General features: G+C 65.8%; 16 protein-coding genes. 10 read left to right on the forward strand and 6 right to left on the reverse strand.

All coding sequences use genetic code 11. From position 1 onward, the window contains the following. Positions 1-140: 140 nt before the first annotated feature. The 4 genes from BV95_RS15615 (at position 141) to BV95_RS15630 (ending at position 4476) form a co-directional block, all read left to right on the forward strand. Positions 141-1430, forward strand: a complete 1290-nt coding sequence (locus tag BV95_RS15615; protein ID WP_037453929.1) for an RsmB/NOP family class I SAM-dependent RNA methyltransferase — start codon at positions 141-143, stop codon at positions 1428-1430. Between the two features lie 45 nt (positions 1431-1475). After that, positions 1476-1961, forward strand: coding sequence for a hypothetical protein (locus BV95_RS15620; protein WP_037453931.1), 486 nt, complete (start codon positions 1476-1478; stop codon positions 1959-1961). Positions 1962-2050: 89 nt separating this feature from the next. Next, the gene (gene rpe, locus BV95_RS15625) at positions 2051-2713 is read left to right on the forward strand and encodes a ribulose-phosphate 3-epimerase (RefSeq protein ID WP_037453934.1); all 663 of its coding nucleotides are present in this window, start codon (positions 2051-2053) and stop codon (positions 2711-2713) included. Next, positions 2710-4476: a heparinase II/III family protein gene (locus BV95_RS15630; protein WP_037453936.1), complete on the forward strand. Its 1767-nt coding sequence runs from the start codon at positions 2710-2712 to the stop codon at positions 4474-4476. Before rpe ends, BV95_RS15630 begins: the two co-directional genes overlap by 4 nt. Before the next feature lie 179 nt (positions 4477-4655). Here the strand turns inward: BV95_RS15630 and BV95_RS15635 are convergent, their stop codons facing one another. From BV95_RS15635 to BV95_RS23230, 3 genes are all read right to left on the reverse strand, one after another. Beyond that, positions 4656-5555: a UTP--glucose-1-phosphate uridylyltransferase gene (locus BV95_RS15635; protein WP_037453939.1), complete on the reverse strand. Its 900-nt coding sequence runs from the start codon at positions 5553-5555 to the stop codon at positions 4656-4658. A gap of 86 nt (positions 5556-5641) precedes the next feature. Then, entirely contained in the window at positions 5642-6070 is a 429-nt protein-coding gene (locus BV95_RS15640; RefSeq protein ID WP_037453942.1) for a hypothetical protein, read from the reverse strand. Positions 6071-6269: 199 nt separating this feature from the next. Beyond that, the gene (locus BV95_RS23230; protein WP_013847977.1) at positions 6270-6443 is read right to left on the reverse strand and encodes a DUF1674 domain-containing protein; all 174 of its coding nucleotides are present in this window, start codon (positions 6441-6443) and stop codon (positions 6270-6272) included. 88 nt (positions 6444-6531) lie between these two features. Between BV95_RS23230 and htpX the strand changes: the two genes are divergently transcribed. Continuing rightward, positions 6532-7431: a zinc metalloprotease HtpX gene (gene htpX, locus BV95_RS15645; protein WP_234703206.1), complete on the forward strand. Its 900-nt coding sequence runs from the start codon at positions 6532-6534 to the stop codon at positions 7429-7431. On the opposite strand, the gene yczR is transcribed toward htpX, so the two are convergent. Next, positions 7428-8891: a MocR-like transcription factor YczR gene (yczR, locus tag BV95_RS15650; protein ID WP_037453948.1), complete on the reverse strand. Its 1464-nt coding sequence runs from the start codon at positions 8889-8891 to the stop codon at positions 7428-7430. The two genes, htpX and yczR, sit on opposite strands and share 4 nt — an antisense overlap. Positions 8892-8980: 89 nt before the next feature. Here yczR and yczE point away from each other — a divergent pair, with 89 nt between their 5' ends. Both yczE and BV95_RS15660 read left to right on the forward strand, forming a co-directional pair. Further along, positions 8981-9583 carry a membrane protein YczE gene (yczE, locus tag BV95_RS15655; RefSeq protein WP_037453951.1) on the forward strand — a complete coding sequence of 201 codons (603 nt, stop codon included), beginning with the start codon at positions 8981-8983 and terminating at the stop codon, positions 9581-9583. A gap of 121 nt (positions 9584-9704) precedes the next feature. Beyond that, a complete protein-coding gene (locus BV95_RS15660; RefSeq protein ID WP_037453997.1) occupies positions 9705-10211 on the forward strand; it encodes a DUF1993 domain-containing protein in 507 nt (168 codons plus the stop codon). A 172-nt stretch (positions 10212-10383) separates the two neighbouring features. Here BV95_RS15660 and BV95_RS15665 read toward each other — a convergent pair whose 3' ends face one another. Beyond that, positions 10384-10866 carry a hypothetical protein gene (locus BV95_RS15665; protein WP_037453954.1) on the reverse strand — a complete coding sequence of 161 codons (483 nt, stop codon included), beginning with the start codon at positions 10864-10866 and terminating at the stop codon, positions 10384-10386. Between the two features lie 86 nt (positions 10867-10952). Between BV95_RS15665 and gyrB the strand changes: the two genes are divergently transcribed. Genes gyrB through BV95_RS15680 form a run of 3 tightly spaced genes read left to right on the forward strand, consistent with a single transcriptional unit; the run spans position 10953 to position 14531 of the window. Beyond that, the gene (gene gyrB, locus BV95_RS15670; protein WP_037454000.1) at positions 10953-13454 is read left to right on the forward strand and encodes a DNA topoisomerase (ATP-hydrolyzing) subunit B; all 2502 of its coding nucleotides are present in this window, start codon (positions 10953-10955) and stop codon (positions 13452-13454) included. Between the two features lie 4 nt (positions 13455-13458). Then, complete coding sequence (locus tag BV95_RS15675) at positions 13459-14019, forward strand: DNA-3-methyladenine glycosylase I (protein WP_037453957.1); 561 nt, start codon at positions 13459-13461, stop codon at positions 14017-14019. 32 nt (positions 14020-14051) lie between these two features. Further along, positions 14052-14531, forward strand: coding sequence for a COG3650 family protein (locus tag BV95_RS15680; protein WP_037454002.1), 480 nt, complete (start codon positions 14052-14054; stop codon positions 14529-14531). A 176-nt stretch (positions 14532-14707) separates the two neighbouring features. Here BV95_RS15680 and BV95_RS15685 read toward each other — a convergent pair whose 3' ends face one another. Continuing rightward, positions 14708-17119, reverse strand: coding sequence for a ligase-associated DNA damage response DEXH box helicase (locus tag BV95_RS15685; protein ID WP_037453961.1), 2412 nt, complete (start codon positions 17117-17119; stop codon positions 14708-14710). Between the last annotated feature and the right edge of the window lie 104 nt (positions 17120-17223).

A 17223-nucleotide genomic window follows, 5' to 3' on the forward strand; every position in this document is an offset into this window, starting at 1 on the left:
GAAGGGGCACGACCTTCGAATTTCCCCTCCACCATTCGCTGCGCGAACGGTCCCCCTCCCCACGCTGCGCGTAGGGAGGAATTGGAAGTTTCTCTGCTACCCGTGGTTACTTTCGCCCCATTTTGCCGTAGGCGCACCCCATGCCTCGCCCATCCCGCCCCGAAGACGTCCCCGGCCTTCCCGCCCGCCGTGCAGCGCTCCGCCTGCTGGATGCGGTGCTGCGTCGGGGCGATCCGCTCGAGCTTGCGTTACATGGTGCCGGCCAGGGTCTGCCACCCGCCGACCGCGCGCTGGTCCATGCCATCGCCGCCGAAACGCTGCGTCACCTGCCCGATCTGGATGCGCTGATCGACAGCGCCACGCGCCAGCCGCTGCCCCATGATGCCAAGGCCCGGATGGTGCTGCGCATCGCGCTGATCCAGACCATCGCGCTCGGCACCGCGCCCCATGCCGCCATCGCCACCGCCCTGCCGCTGGTGGATGGCGGGCCGCGCAAGCTGGTGCATGGCGTGTTCGGCACGCTGACCCGCGCGAATCCGACGCTTCCCTCTCCCCCGACGCTGCCGCCCGAAGTTGCTGCGCGCTGGGGCGGCCAGTGGGGCGAGGCCATGCCGTTGGCCGCCGCGACGGCCTATGCGCTGCGCCCGCCCGTCGACCTCAGCCTGCGCGACGCCGGCGAGACCGCCCATTGGGCCGAACGACTTGGCGGCAGGAGTTTCGCGCCGGGTCATGTCCGCCTGCCGGAAGGGGCCAATATCCCTGATCTGCCCGGTTTCGGCGAGGGCGCATGGTGGGTGCAGGATCTGGCCGCCTCCATCCCCGCCCACCTGCTCGGCACGGGGGAGGGTCGTCGCGTCCTGGACCTGTGCGCCGCGCCCGGCGGTAAGACGATGCAACTCGCCGCCGCCGGCTGGCGCGTCACGGCGGTCGACCAGTCGAAAAAGCGGCTTGAACGGCTTGGCGAAAATCTCGGCCGAACCGGCCTTTCCGCAGAGGTCGTCCAGGCCGATCTTCGCGCATGGGCACCGGATGGTCCCGTCGACGCCATCCTGCTGGACGCGCCCTGCTCCGCCACCGGCATCTATCGCCGCCACCCGGACGTGCTCCACCGCATCGGCCCGCGCCAGATCGCGGAACTGGCGGAATTGCAGGCCGAACTTCTGGGTCGCGCCGCCCAATGGCTGACGCCCGGCGGCACGTTGATCTACGCGACCTGCTCGCTGGAACAGGCGGAGGGTGAGGAGCAGGTCGCCCGGTTCCTGAGCGCCCATCCCGATTTCGCGCCGCTCCCCGCCAATGCCGCCGAACTGCCCGAAGGCATCGCCCCGACGGCGCAGGGCTGGGTCCGCACCCTGCCCGAAACGCTGGCGGAACAGGGCGGCACAGACGGCTTTTTCGTTGCGCGGCTCGTGCTATCCACTAAGGCTTAACCACCCTGCTTTATGGTGCGATGGCGCACCCAGGAAAGACTCGCCTTGCGACCTACCGAGCCTCTGCCCCTGCATCATAGCTGGCCGCTCTACGCCTTGCGCGAGCATCTGGCGCCGGTGATGCTGGATGACCGGCTGGCGCGGGACGACGAGGCGCTGGCGGAGCGGGGCCTCGGCCTGTGGCACTGCAATCTGGCCGACGACAGTCTGAACTGGACCGACGGGGTCTATGACATATTCGGGCTGGAGCGGGGCAGCGTCGTGCCCCGCCTGCTGGCCGTGTCTCTCTATGCGCCGGAAAGCTGTGCCGCGATGGAGCAGTTGCGCGCCTACGCCATCCGCCACCGGCGCGGCTTCACGCTGGACGTGGACATCCGCCCGGCGGGCGGCGGCGAATGCGCCATGCGCCTGATCGCCGCTCCCATTGTACAGCAAAATCAGGTGGTTGCCCTGCATGGCGTCAAGCAGTTCCTGCCCAAGGACGCGGGGCCGTCCAAGGGACTCGATCCCACGCTGTTCATCCTGTCCTGACCGCCGCTGTCCACAGCCTGCAAAAGCCTGTGAATAACGTTAATAGGACGTTGCCCTGCCCGGCGGCCAAGGCTAAGGCCGAAGGTCAAATGACCAGCCCGATCCTGATCTCGCCCTCCATCCTGTCCGCCGATTTCGCCCGTCTGGGCGAGGAGGTTCGCGCCATCGACGAAGCGGGCGCGGACTGGATTCACATCGACGTGATGGACGGCCATTTCGTGCCCAACATCACCATCGGCCCCGGCGTGGTGAAGGCGTTGCGGCCGCACACGAAGAAGCCCTTCGACGTCCATCTGATGATATCCCCGGTGGACCAGTATCTGAACGCCTTTGCCGAAGCAGGCGCGGACATATTGACCGTCCATCCCGAAGCCGGTCCGCACATCCACCGGTCGATCCAGCATATCAAGTCGCTGGGCGTGCAGGCGGGCGTGGTGCTGAACCCCGGCACTCCAGCGAAGATGCTGGATTATCTGATCGATGACGTCGACCTGATCCTGGTGATGAGCGTCAACCCCGGGTTCGGCGGGCAGAGCTTCATCACCAACCAGCTTCGCAAGATCGAGGCGATCCGCAAGATGATCGAGAAGTCAGGCCGCGACATCCGTTTGCAGGTCGACGGCGGCATCGATTTCACGACCGCCCCGCTCGCCATCGAGGCGGGCGCGGACGTGCTGGTGGCGGGGACCGCGACCTTCCGCGGCGGCGCGGCCGCCTATGCCGACAATATCCGGACGCTGCGCGGCGGGTGAGCGACCGCCGCCGCCTTTCCCCCCATTCCGTCCCGGAAGAGGCCGGACCCGGTCCGGAAGACGGAATCGAACAGGGCAAGCGGCTCATCCGCATCGCGGATGACAAGGGGCTTTCGCTGGCCCAGCGGATCGCCAACCGATTTTACCTGCTAAGCTGGAAGACGCCGATCCACGGCCGCCGCCTGAAGGGGAAATATCCGCTCAAGCTGCTCGCGGTGCCGGACGACGAGATTCCGGGCAATGCCCATGCGGGACAGGCAATCCGCGCCGGATATTTCCTGTTTCGGGGCCTGAAACAGCCGTTGGGCAAGCTGGATTTCGCCAATTTGGGCCTGATGCCGGGCTTTGCCGACTATCTGCACAGCTTTCATTGGCTGCGCGATCTGGCCACCGTCGCCACCCGCGAACAGGCCGCGCCGCTGGCCGAGGGGGTAATGCGCAAATGGCTGGACGTCCATGCCGACACGCCCAGCGAACCCGCCTGGCGCGCCGACAATGCGGGCTGGCGGCTGCTCTTCTGGTCGGCCCATGCGCCGCTGATCCTGTCGTCCAGCGATCTCGTCTACCGGTCGCTGGTGCTGAACTGCATCGCCCGCACCGCCCGCCATCTCGACCGCGGCGCGGACAAGGCGCATATCGGCCTGCCCCGTCTGGTCGCCTGGGGCGGGATCGTCGCGGCGTCGATGCTGCTGCCCGGCGGCGCGGCGCGCAAGCTGTTCGGCGAAGCGGGCCTGAAACGCGCGCTCGACAGCGGCCTGCATGTCGATGGCGGCATCATCTCCCGGTCCCCGCTCGACCAGATGGAAGCGATCATGCTGCTGACCATGGTCGCGGCGGTCTATGAGGTTCGGCGCGAACAGGCGCCGCCTTTTCTGAAAGAGGCGCTGGCCAAGGCGGTTCCGGCGTTGCTGGGGCTGACCCATGGCGACGGCGGCCTTGGCAATTGGCAGGGCGCGGGCGCGATCGATCCGGCCGCCGTCGAAGCGGTCGTCCGCGCCAGCCGGGTGCGGGCCCGTCCGCTGCGACAGGCCAATGGCTGGGGCTATCAGCGGCTGGCCGCCGGGGGAACGGTGGTGCAGGTCGATGCCGCTCCGCCGCCGGTCGCGCAACTGGCGGATGCGGGCTGCGCCTCCACCGGGGCGGTCGAGATTAGTGACGGCCAGCAACGGCTGATCGTCAATTGCGGCGGCGCGGCGCTGGCAGGCGCCTGGATGCCCCGCGATCTGGCGCAGGGCCTGCGCACCACCGCCGCGCACAGCACGCTGGTGCTGGACGATAGCAATTCCACGGCTCTGCTGCCCGACGGGACGTTGGGCAAGGGCGTGACCGAGGTCGAGATCAACCGACAGGAAAGCGAGGGCGGCAGCCGCCTGGACCTGTCGCATGACGGCTATGTCCGGCGCATGGGCTATGTCCATCGTCGCCTGCTGCTGATGAGCGGCGACGGCAAGGAAGTGCGGGGCGAAGACATGCTGACCCCCGCCGCCCGCCGGAGGAAGCCGGTGAAGCTGCCGGTCCATCTCCGCTTCCATCTGGCGCCCGGCGTGGAGCCGACGCCCACGGCGGACGGGATGGGCGCTTTGCTGCGCATCGATACGGGCGCGACCTGGCAATTCCGCGCCAATGCGGGGAAGCTGGCGATAGAGGAGAGCCTCTGGACCGACGCCGAAGGACGACCCCATGGCACGCGGCAGTTGGTCGTCACGACCGAAGCGCTGCCTGGCGGGTCGACGATTGGGTGGTTGTTCAGGAAGGTTGGTTGAAGGGCGGGTTTGGGTGAAGAACGGACCCATCCTATTCCTCCCCATCGATAGATGGGGAGGGGGACCGCGCGAAGCGTGGTGGAGGGGATGGGGCACGACCTCCGAATTTCCCCTCCACCACTCGCTGCGCGAGCGGTCCCCCTCCCCACGCTTCGCGTAGGGAGGACTAAAGGCGGTCCTCAGGCCGCGGCGGCGATGTCGCTGACGCCCAGCTCCGCCAGCGCGAACTTGCGGATATGTTCGCCCATATCCTCGCGGTCCAGGGCCAGGGCCAGATTCGCTTCGATATAACCCGCCTTGGACCCGCAGTCGAAGCGGCGTCCGTCGAAGGTGACGCCGTGGAAGGGCTGCGTGCCGATCATGGACGCCATGGCGTCGGTAAGCTGGATTTCCCCGCCTGCGCCCTTTTCCTGCGTTTCTAGTATCTTCATCACCTCCGGCTGGAGGATGTAGCGGCCGGGCAGGATCAGGTTCGAGGGTGCGGTGCCCGCAGCAGGCTTTTCCACCAGTCCCTTCACCTCGGTCAGCGCGCCGTCTCGTGCGCCCGGATCGATCACGCCGTAGCTGGGCGTCTCCGCCATCGGCACTTCCAGCGCGCAGACCAGATTGCCGCCGACCTTTTCATAAGCCTCGACCATCTGCTTCAGGCAGCCGCGTCCGGGCTTGCCCTTCATGAATTCGTCCGGCAGCAGGATCGCGAACGGTTCGTCGCCCACGATGTCGCGGGCGCACCAGATGGCGTGGCCCAAGCCCAACGGCTCCTGCTGGCGCAGGAACACCGCATTGCCCGGTGACAGGCGGGTGCCGTCCAGCGCCGACAAATCCTTGCCCCGTTCGCGCTGGGTGGCCTCCGCCTCGAACGCCATGTCGAAATAATCCTCGATAGCGCCCTTGCCGCGGCCGGTGACGAAGATCATCTGTTCGATCCCCGCCTCCCGCGCTTCGTCCACCGCATATTGGATCAGCGGACGGTCGACGACCGGCAGCAGTTCCTTGGGAACCGATTTGGTCGCCGGAAGGAAGCGCGTGCCGAGACCCGCGACAGGGAAGACGGCTTTGCGAATCGCTTTGTAGGACATGAGGCTCCTGTTTTTTTCGCTAGGCACGCGGAAAGGCTTCGCTCTCCGCCGCGCAAAGATCAAGCATGGAAGATGGCTTACCCCGTTCAGACGGCCAGCAAGCGCTGCGCCACCCCTTCGAGGGAGCCGATCTCCGCTTCGAGTTGCTCAAGCGAGACATGCGTCTGATTATTCCGCGCATCGCGGCATGTGAAGCCGCCGGGCGCGGGCTGCTGAAAGCCGCCGATGATGAGCGACCGGAACCGGTCGATCCTCTGCATGTCGCGCTCGATATTCGATATTTCCATCAACGCGCCGGCATTGCGACGGTCGCGCATGGACACCATGGTCCGCAATTCGGTCATCAGTTTCGTCATGCCCGGCCGGGTCCGGGCGCCCACGGTCCGCACATCCCCCATGGATTCCCGCATCATTGCGACTTTTGCTTCCAGGCTCTGTTCCAGCATCGTCCAGGCACAGACCAGACGACCGACTGCACACAGAAGCGCCGCATCCTCCGGCGCGTAATCCGACACTGGCCTTGGATTGATTTCAGAAACCACGTTCACTTCGTCCGCGCCCCGGCATATTCATGCTTTTCCTCTCGGACAGAACCTGCCCGTTTTGCAGCGCAAAAGGCTAGAGGTGCGGGAGGGGACCGCTCGCAGCAGCGGCACAGGCCATCGTCAACTGTGCCCAAACAGCGGTGAACTGTGGGAGTCTTTCCGGGCTACATTAGAAATCGATAGCGATTCCCTTGCGTTCCCAGTCGCCATAGCGAACCGGGCTCAATTCCTCGTCATGGCGCGAGGGGCTGTCGATCGGGTCGGGCTGCGGCACCGGCGGGCTCTTCGAAAGATGCGCGGGCGGCTTTACATGCGCGGGGCGCTTGCCGTTGAAGGTTCCCATCGATCCATCCTTTCGATTGCGGGGGCGTCATCGCGACCCCATATTCGGAATCAGGTCGCTATCTGGGCCGTGAAGGAGATTTACGCAAGTGAGTGGGATGAAGACGATGATGCTGTTGTCGGCGCTGACGGCGCTGTTCATGGCATTGGGCTATACGCTGGGCGGCGGCGGCGGCGCGGTGATCGCGCTGCTGGTGGCGGCTGGCATGAACCTCTTCACCTTCTGGAACGCCGACAGGATCGTGCTGTCGATGCACAATGCGCGGGAGGTCGACGCGACCAGCGCGCCAGAATATTATAATCTGGTCGCGGAACTGGCCCGGCGCGCCGGGCTGCCCATGCCGCGCGTCTATCTGATCGATGAGCCGCATCCCAACGCCTTCGCCACCGGCCGCGATCCGGACCATGCCGCCGTCGCCGCCACCACCGGCCTGCTGTCGATGCTGAGCCGGGACGAAGTGGCGGGCGTGATGGCGCATGAACTGGGCCATGTGCGCAACCGCGATACGCTGATCATGACGATGGTCGCCACCATTGCGGGCGCGATTTCGATGCTGGCCAATTTCGGGTTGTTCTTTCGCGGGGGCAATCAGGAAAATGGCCATGGCAATATCCTCGCCACCTTGCTGGCGGTGATCGTCGCGCCCTTCGCGGCGATGATCGTGCAGATGGCGATCAGCCGCACCCGCGAATATGGCGCGGACAGGGCGGGTGCGGAGATCAGCGGCAATCCCCGCGCCCTCGCCTCCGCCCTTGCCAAGATTTCCGGGCGGGCGGAAATGATCCCCAATCCGGTGGCGGAGCGCAATCCCGCCGCCGCCCAGCTTTACATCGTGCCGGTGCATGTGAGCGAACTCTTCTCCACCCATCCGGCAACGGAAAAGCGGATCGCCGCGCTGGAGGATATGGCGCGTGGCACGGGGGCCGTCGCCCCGGCTGAGCCGAGGGCGCGCAGGTCCAGCGCCCTCGATCCCCTTCGCCGCGATTAGATCAGGCGGTCGGCATCCAGCGCCGCGGCGAGTGAATCGCGGCCGCGGGGCAAGCGGGCGTGCAGCCGCGCATCGGCATCGGCCAGCCGCTCTACGCCAGCCGTCAATTGCTCCTCCGGCAAGGTGAAGGGCAGGCGCAGAAAGCGTTCGAAGGCCCCGCTGACGCCGAAGCGCGGGCCGGGCGCCACGCGCACGCCATGGCTTTCGGCGATGGCGGCCAGCGCCGTGGCTTCCCCACGCGGCAGTTCCGCCCAGAGCGACAGGCCACCGGCGGGCGATTCCACGCGCCAGTGCGGCAGATGCCGTTCGATCAACCCCAGCAGGTGATCGCGGCGTCCGCGCAGCATCTCCGCCCGCGTGCCCAGCCCCTCTTCGCTGTCGATCAGATGGGCGACGGCAAGCTGCTCCACCACCGGGCTGGCCATGTCCATCGTCGTGCGCAGGCGGCCCAGCGCCGCGACAGTCTGCGGATCGGCGCGAATCCAGCCGACGCGCAGTCCGCCCCAGAAGATCTTGCTGGCCGAACCCAAAGTGATGACCTGCCGCCCCGACGGATCGTGCACGGCGACGGGCGGCGGCGGCATATTGTCCAGCCCCATCGCCGCCATCGTCTCATCGATGATCAGCGGCGTGTGGGTGCGGGCGGCGGCGGCCACCAATGCGCGGCGGGTCGCAGGGTCCATGCTGCGCCCGGTGGGATTGTGGAAATCGGCGATGATATAGGCGAAGCGCGGGCTGGTCTGGCGGAAGGCCGCCTCCATCGCATCGATGTCCCACCCCTGGGCGGGCAGGCCCACCGGCACCGGCACGACATGGGCCCGCTGCAACGCCTGGATCGCGTTATGATAGGTGGGATGGTCGATCACCGCCCGGTCGCCCGGCCCCGCCAGCCAATGGATCAGCAGCGAAAATCCCTGCTGCGCGCCGTTGGTGACGATGATCTGGTCCGGGCTGGTCGGACAGCCCCGCCGCTCATAATAGGCCGCGATGGCCCGGCGCAGCGGCGGCAGGCCCAGCGGATCATAGCCCAGTTCGCCCAGAAAGGCGGGCAGCGTCTGCACCGCCGCCTGATAGGCGCGGCCGACGCCCGGCGCGGCGGGCAGCGCGGCATGGGTCCAGTTCAGGATATTGCCCTGGCTGACCATATCGATGTCCGGCAAGTCCTGTTCCATCCGGCCGGGGGGCAGGCGGGTGACGCTGCCCGACCCCTGGCGGCTTTCCAGGAAGCCCTCATCGCGCAGCCTGTCGAAGGCGGCGGCGATGGTCGTGCGGCTGAGGCCCAGCGCGGCGGCCAGTTCCCTTTCCCCCGGCAGGCGGACGTTGAGGCCGATGCGTCCGTCCAGCACCAGCATCCGCAGCGCCTGCGCCAATTGGCGATAGGCGGGTTCGGCGCTGTCCTCGGCGCGCCAGGCGCCCAGCAGGCGAAGCAGGGAAGGAGGCCGCAACAGGGAAGTGGACATGGCGATATCTTCCAATCCAGAGAATGGAGAGGCCACTTATCGAATAATGGCTGTTTTGTAAAAGGCCATTTTGGGCGATCTCCAGCGCCATGATGATGCACCGTCGCCTTTTTCAGCTTTTCTGGGGCCTTGGCCTCTATGGTTTTTCCATGGCGCTGATGCTGCGCGCCAATCTGGGGCTGGACCCGTGGGACGTGCTGCATCAGGGGTTGGCGCCGCGACTGGGGCTGAGTTTCGGCATGACCGTCAATCTGATCGGGGCGGTGGTGCTGCTGCTCTGGTTGCCGCTGCGCCAGAAGCCCGGCATCGGCACGGTCTGCAATATAGTGGTGATTGGCACTGCGGTGGACTTGAGCCTGATGGTCCTGCCGGTGCCGGAAGGGTATGTCCTGCGCTTCGTCTGGCTGGCGGCGGGGATCGTGCTCAATGGCATAGCGGGCGGCGCTTATATCGGCGCGGGTCTGGGGCCGGGGCCGCGCGATGGGCTGATGACCGGATTCTGCCGCCGCACCGGATTGCCGGTCAAATGGGTGCGGACCGGGATAGAGATTGGCGTGCTGGCCATTGGCTGGCTGCTGGGCGGCACGGTTGGGTTGGGCACTGTGCTTTATGCGGCGACGATCGGCTGGATCGTGCATCATGCCCTGCCCTTCTTCACCCTCGCGCCTCGCGAGCGTCCCGTTCCCGCCTGAACCCGTTGCCCCCTGACCGGCCGGCATGGAGCCCCGCCGGCCGGTCCTTTTATTTCGGCCGGGTATCGACAGAGGCAAAGGAGCCATGAATATGGGTTCACCCAACCATGAGGAGAACCCGGTGGCGACCGACCTGTACGACCTGACCGTTCCCGTCTTTCTGCGCGGCCTGCGCAATCTGTCGGCTATCCTGCACAGGGGCGCCGCCTATGCCGCCGAGAAGGGGATCGATCCGCTGACGCTGACGCAAGCGCGGCTGATCGCGGACATGGCGCCGCTGACCGCGCAGATCCAATATGCCAGCGACACCGCCAAGGGCTCGATGATCCGCATCGGCGGGCTGGACCCGGTGCCGATGGCCGACACCGAACAGAGCTTCGCCGATCTGCAGGAACGGATCGAGAAGACCATTGCCTTCCTTGAATCCGTGCCGCGCGAGCGGATCGACGGGCGGGATGATGCCGTGGTGACGCTGAAGACCCCGCGTGGGGATTTCACCTTCACCAGCCGCAGCCATGTGCTGGGCTTTGCCATGCCCAATTTCTATTTCCATGTGACGACCGCCTATGCGCTGCTGCGGCAGGCGGGGGTGCCGCTGGGCAAGATGGATTATCTGGGCGGGATTTAGCAGGCGCCGACGGCGCGAACGGACGCCCTTCTCCCCTCCCGCAGGCGGGAGGGGTCGGGGGTGGGTCGCCGCGCCAGCGGCGTTCTTCCCTAGGCGAGGAGGCGGAAGCTCGCTTCGCTCGCGCCCACCCCTAACCCCTCCCGCCTGCGGGAGGGGAATATTTTAGGACATCCTAACCCGCGATCAGCCTGATCGCGGCGCTCGACACCCAGCCGCTGAGGCAGGGGCCGTCATAGGGTTGCTTGCGGTCCACCGGTTCGGCGACGCCGCAATCGGCCGGTTCGGCTGCGTTGTCGGCGGGAGGCGGCGGCGCGATCACCACGCCCAGCCATTTCTGGTCGAGGCTGCGGGTGCAGACCCAGGCGCGGTCGCCATCCCCCATGCGGGCGATTTCGCGGGCATCGGCGAACGGGGCGGCGCGGACCGCCAGCCCCTTGGCCCCGACCCGCGCCGCCTGTCCCATCGCGCCGCAGGCGTCGAGGCGGGGGCCGTCTTCCCCGATGGTCACGGGGCGGGTCAGCGTCGATTCCAGGCGGGTTTCCGGCACATCCTCCCGCGCAGCGCCGGCGAGTGAACTGTTGGGCAACTCTTCCAGCACATCGCTGCTTTTCGAGCAGGCGGCGAGCATCAGGGCCAAGGCTAGGACAATGCGCATAGCTGCCTGATAGACCGTGCTCCCCGCGGGCGAAAGACGGCATGTTTCGCTTTAGTTTCGTGGCCGCTTTCCCTATATGCTGGTGCATGAGCGAGGAAAGTCAGAACAACAGCAACAGCTACGGCGCCGACAGCATCAAGGTCCTGAAAGGTCTGGATGCCGTGCGGAAGCGGCCCGGCATGTATATCGGCGACACCGACGATGGTTCGGGCCTGCACCATATGGTGTTCGAGGTCAGCGACAATGCGATCGACGAAGCGCTGGCGGGGCATTGCGATCGCATCCTGATCACGCTCAATCCCGATGGATCGGTCAGCGTCGAGGATAATGGCCGCGGCATCCCCACGGGCATCCACAAGGAAGAAGGCGTGTCGGCGGCCGAGGTCATCATGACCCAGCTCCATGCCGGGGGTAAGTTCGAAAATACCAGCGATGACAATGCCTATAAGGTGTCGGGCGGCCTGCACGGCGTGGGCGTTTCCGTGGTGAACGCGCTCAGCGAATATCTGGACCTCAATATCTGGCGGGACGGCAAGGAGCATTATATGCGCTTTGCCTATGGCGACGCCGTGGCGCCGCTGAAGGTCATCGGCGACGCGCCTGCGGGCAAGAAAGGAACGAAGGTTACCTTCCTCCCCTCGACCGAGAAGGTTCCCGGCGACGGCGGCACGTTCAAGAACCATACCGAGTTCGATTTCGAGAAGCTGGAGCATCGCTATCGCGAGCTGGCGTTCCTGAATTCGGGCGTGCGGCTGTTCCTGGCCGATGCCCGGCATGAGGAAAAGAAGGAAGTCGAGCTGTTCTATGAGGGCGGCATCGCGGCCTTCGTGAAATATCTGGACCGCAACAAGACTCCGCTGATGCCCGATCCGATCGCGATTTCGGGCAGCCGCGACGATGTGACCATCGACGTCGCGCTGGAGTGGAATGACAGCTATTATGAAAATGTGCTGTGCTTTACGAACAACATTCCGCAGCGGGATGGCGGCACCCATCTGGCGGCGTTCCGCGCCGCGCTGACCCGCACCCTCAACAATTATGCCGACAAGTCCGGCATGTTGAAGAAGGAGAAGGTGTCGCTGACCGGCGAGGATATGCGCGAGGGGCTGACCGCCATCGTGTCGGTGAAGCTGCCTGATCCGAAATTCTCGTCGCAGACCAAGGACAAGCTGGTCTCGTCGGAAGTGCGCCAGCCGCTGGAAAGCCTGATGGCCGACAAGATGGCGGAGTGGCTGGAGGAAAATCCCCAGCACGGCAAGATGATCGTGCAGAAGGTGATCGACGCCGCCGCCGCCCGCGAAGCCGCGAAGAAGGCGCGGGAGCTGACCCGGCGCAAGGGGGTGATGGACATCGCATCCCTGCCCGGCAAGCTGGCCGACTGTCAGGAACGCGACCCCGCCAAGTCCGAACTCTTCCTGGTCGAGGGTGACTCGGCAGGCGGTTCGGCCAAGCAGGGGCGCAACCGGCATAATCAGGCGATCCTGCCGTTGAAGGGCAAGATTTTGAACGTGGAGCGCGCCCGGTTCGACCGGATGCTGTCGTCCAAGGAAGTGGGCACGCTGATCCAGGCGATGGGCACCGGCATTCGCGACGATTTCAATCTGGAAAAGCTGCGCTACCACAAGATCGTCATCATGACCGACGCCGACGTCGACGGCGCGCATATCCGCACGCTGCTGCTGACCTTCTTCTACCGGCAGATGCCGCAGATCATCGAGGCGGGGCATCTCTATATCGCCCAGCCGCCGCTCTACAAGGCGACGCGGGGCCGGTCGGAGGTCTATCTGAAGAACGAAGCCGCGCTGGAGCAATATCTGGTCGACAATGGCGTCGAGTCCATGGCGCTGGAGACGACCGGCGGGATGCGGTCGGGCGACGACCTGCGCAGCCTGATCGAGCATGGGCGGCGGATGCGGGCGGTGATGCGCTATGTGCCGCGCCGCTACAATCCCGCGATCATCGAGGCGCTGGCGATCAACGCCGCGCTCGATCCCGAACTCAGTCATGCGGCGCAGGCCGAACGTCTGGCCAACACGGTCAAATGGATGGACGCGCAGGATGATGAGGGAAGCTGGAGCGGCCGCATCGCCGAAGAGGGCGGCTTCCATTTCGAGCGGCTGTGGCGCGGCGTCACCGATCATCACATGATCGAGGCGGGCTTCATCGGTTCGGCCGAGGCGCGCAAGCTGCACGCCATCGCCGCCGAGGAAGCGGACAGCTATCGCACCGCCAGCCGTCTGGTGACGGCCAAGGCCGCCGCCGCAGCCGAGGAAGCCGGGGACGACGACCTGCCGGTCGCGTCCAAGGGCGCGGTGGCCGTGACCCGGCCGAGCGAATTGCTGGAGGCAATCCTGGCGTCCGGGCGCAAGGGGCTGGCGATCCAGCGCTACAAGGGCCTGGGCGAGATGAATGCCGAGCAGTTGTGGGAAACCACGCTGGACCCGGACAATCGGTCCATGCTGCGGGTCGAGGTCGAACAGGCGGACGTGGCCGACGAAATCTTCACCCGCCTGATGGGCGACGTGGTCGAGCCGCGCCGCGAATTCATCCAGGACAATGCGCTGAACGTCGCCAATCTGGACGTCTGATCCGATGGAACAGGTTCGTTGTAGCTGGGCTGGAACGGACCCGCTCTATTGCGCCTATCATGACGAGGAATGGGGCGTGCCGGAGCGGGATTCGCGCATGCTCTGGGAAACGCTGATGCTGGAGGGGTTTCAGGCGGGGCTTGCCTGGATCACCATATTGCGCAAGCGGGAGACGTTTCGCGCCGCCTTTGCCGGTTTCGATCCGGACAGGGTGGCGGCCTTCGATGAGGCTGACGTCGAGCGGCTGATGGGCGATCCCGGCATCATCCGGGCGCGGGCGAAAATCGCGGCGACCATCCGGGGCGCGCAGATTTTCTGCGAGATGCGCGACCGGGGCGAGGATTTTTCGGCCTATGTCTGGGGCTTCGTGAAGGGGGAGCCGATCAGGAATGACGGTTTGACCTTTCCGGCGAAGACCGACCTGTCGGAAGCGATTTCCAAGGATCTCAAGAAGCGCGGCTTCAAATTCGTCGGGCCGACCATCGTCTATGCCTGGATGCAGGCGGTGGGAATGGTGAACGATCATGCCGTAACCTGCTTCCGGCGGGATATGGTTCTGGCGTGAGATGGCTTCCGCTTCTTGCCGTCCTGTTCATGATGGCGGGGTGTGGCGGGGATAAGGACGTGCCCGCTGGGAACGTCGCGCAGCTTGAGGCGTCGGCGCCGATTGTCGCTCAGAACGAAGTGGCGAACCAGGCTGCTGGAAATGTTTCGGAACCGGTTTCGCGTGGAACGGGCGCGGCTGGGCCAATGCCCTCCCGTGCACCAGGGCCGATTGGTGAGGATGACTATCGGGCGATCGGGACAGAACCCTTTTGGGCGGTGACGGTCAAAGGGTCGACCGCCACACTGGAGCGGCCGGATAAAGCGCCGGTCCGCTACGCCGTGTCGCGCCAGAATGATGGACGGGCGATCCGTTATCTTGGTGATGGCTTTTCCATGACCGTGACCGAAGGCCCGTGCAGCGACGGGATGAGCGACGCCGTCTGGTCGAACCGGGTGGCGGTGGCTTTCGGTGAGGGGACGCTGAATGGATGCGGGGGATTGCGGGACGATCAAGGGGGCGATGGGCAATAGGGGAAGGTCTTAATCCTCCCTGCGCGAAGCGTGGGGAGGGGGACCGGCCGCAGGCTGGTGGAGGGGAATGGGGCACGACCTGCGTATTTCCCCTCCACCACGCTTCGCGCGGTCCCCCTCCCCATCTATCGATGGGGAGGATTTGGATAGGTCGGCTTCCCACCCAAAAAGCAGCTTCAATCCGTCCGCATTGCTTCCGCCACCAGCGTTTCGGCTTCGATCAGCAGCGCGTCCTCCACCTCATGCTGGGCGACCTGTTCGCGGCCGATGAGGATCAGGACCGGAACCGCCAGCGGGCTTACCCGGTCCAGATCGACGTGCAGCATCGTCGAGGAAGCCCGGTCGATCAGGTCGCCCAGGCGGCCGACATCGGTCATTCGGGCGCGGGCGTCGGCCCAGGCGGCTTTCAGCAGCAGATGATCCGGCTGATATTTGCGCAGCACGTCGTAGATGAGGTCGGTGGAGAAAGTGACCTGACGCCCGGTCTTGCGCTTGCCGGGATGCTGGCGCTCGATCAGGCCGGAGATCACCGCCACGTCGCGGAAGGCGCGCTTGAGCAGGCTCGACTGTTCGACCCATTGGATGAATTCATGGTCGAGTATGTCGGCGGAAAAGAGGCTTGCGGGATCGGTGACGGGCTTCAGGCAGTAGACGGCGAGCGCATAGTCGTTGGAGACGAAGCCCATCGGCATCAACCCCTGCGCGTCCATGCGGCGGGTCAGCAGCATGCCAAGCGACTGGTGCGCGTTCCAGCCTTCGAAACTGTAGCAGACGAGATAGTGGCGGCCCTCATGGGGAAAGGTCTCGATCAGCAGTTGCCCCGGTTCGGGCAGGGCGGATCGATATTTCTGCACCTCCAGCCAGTCGCGGACGTCGTCCGGGAAGCGGCTCCATTGATCGGGTTCGGCCAGGAAATGGCGGACCCGGTCAGCGAGGCGAGTCGACATCGCCATGCGCGTACCGCCCCAGGTGGGAATGCGCGCCTGTTTCGACGTGGCGCGGACGACGAAGTCGGTCGTGTCCATCCGCACCGCCTCCAACGCCATGCCGGAGAAGAAGAAGCTGTCGCCGGGCCGAAGCGTGGCGGCGAACCCCTCCTCCACCGTGCCCAGTTTGCGGCCGTTGGCGAAGCGGACGTCCAGCACTGGCTGGTCGACGATGATGCCCGCGTTCAGGCGGTGCTGCTGGATGAAGCGGGGGTGGGAGACGCGCCATGTTCCATCGGGATCATGGGTCAGCCGCTTGAACCGGTCATAGGCGCGCAGGGCATAGCCGCCGCCCTCAATGAAATGGAGGACATTGGCGAACGCCTCCTCCGTCAGCGCGCTGTAGGGCGTGGCGGAGCGGATTTCGGCCAGCAATGACTCTTCGCGGAAGGGCGCGGCGCAGGCCAGGGCCATGACATGTTGGGCAAGGACGTCGAGGCTGCCGGGACGGAAATCGTCCGTGTCGCGCTCGCCCGCCTCGACCGCGTCCAGCGCGGCGCGGGCCTCCAGATATTCGAAGCGGTTGCCGGGGATGAGGATCGCCTCGCTGGGCGTGTCCAGCCGGTGATTGGCGCGGCCGATGCGCTGGAGCAGGCGGGAACTGCCCTTGGGCGCGCCCATCTGGATCACGCAGTCGACATTGCCCCAGTCGACGCCGAGGTCGAGCGAGGCGGTGGCGACCAGGGCGCGGAGCTTGCCCGCTGCCATGGCCGCCTCGACCTTGCGCCGCGCTTCTATCGACAGGCTGCCATGGTGGATGGCGATGGGCAGGTTCGCCTCATTCACCGACCAGAGCGACTGGAAGATGAGTTCCGCCAAACCCCGCGTGTTGCAGAAGACGAGCGTGGTGGCGCGGCGTTCGATTTCTTCCATCACTTGGCGCGCCGCATATTTGCCGCTGTGGCCGGACCAGGGGATGCGGCCGTCGGGGATCAGGATAGCGACATGGGGATCGGCGCCCTGCTCACCCATGACGGGGGTGACGGTGTCGATGTCGCCGTCCGGAGCGAGCCAGGCGCGATAGGCGTCTACATCCGCGACCGTGGCGGACAGCGCGACGCGGCGAAGGCCGGGGTTGATCGCTTGAAGCCGGGATAGCGAAAGGTTGAGCAGGTCGCCCCGCTTTTGCGTGGCGAAGGCGTGGACTTCGTCGATGATGACGGTCTTCAGGTCTGAGAACATCAGGAAGCTGTCGGGATAACTCAGGAGCAGCGAGAGGGATTCGGGCGTGGTCAGCAGGATTTGCGGCGGGCGGGCGCGCTGGCGGGCCTTGCGATCGGAGGGGGTGTCGCCGGTGCGGGTTTCGACGCGGATCGGCAGGTCCATATCCTCGATAGGCGCGAGGAGATTGCGGCGGACGTCGACGGCGAGCGCCTTGAGGGGCGAGATATAGAGAGTGTGGAGGCCGTCCGCCGGATTTTCGATGAGGTCGGCGAGGGTCGGCAGGAAACCGGCCAGCGTCTTGCCCGCACCGGTGGGAGCGACGAGCAGCGCGTGATCGTCGGATCGGGCGGCGCTCAACATGTCGATCTGGTGGCGGCGGGGCGTCCAGCCGCGGGACGTGAACCATTGCTCCAGGGGTTCGGGTAGGCGTTGGCTCATGGGAAGGATGTAGGACGGCAGCGCGTAAACGTCATTCCCATTCAACGCTGGCTGGCTTCAATCGCTCCGTGCTCAGGCAAAGGCAGAGCCCGGTTCAGACGGCA

The organism is Sphingobium chlorophenolicum, assembly GCF_000722875.1.
In the GTDB taxonomy this organism is placed as follows: Bacteria; Pseudomonadota; Alphaproteobacteria; order Sphingomonadales; family Sphingomonadaceae; genus Sphingobium; species Sphingobium chlorophenolicum.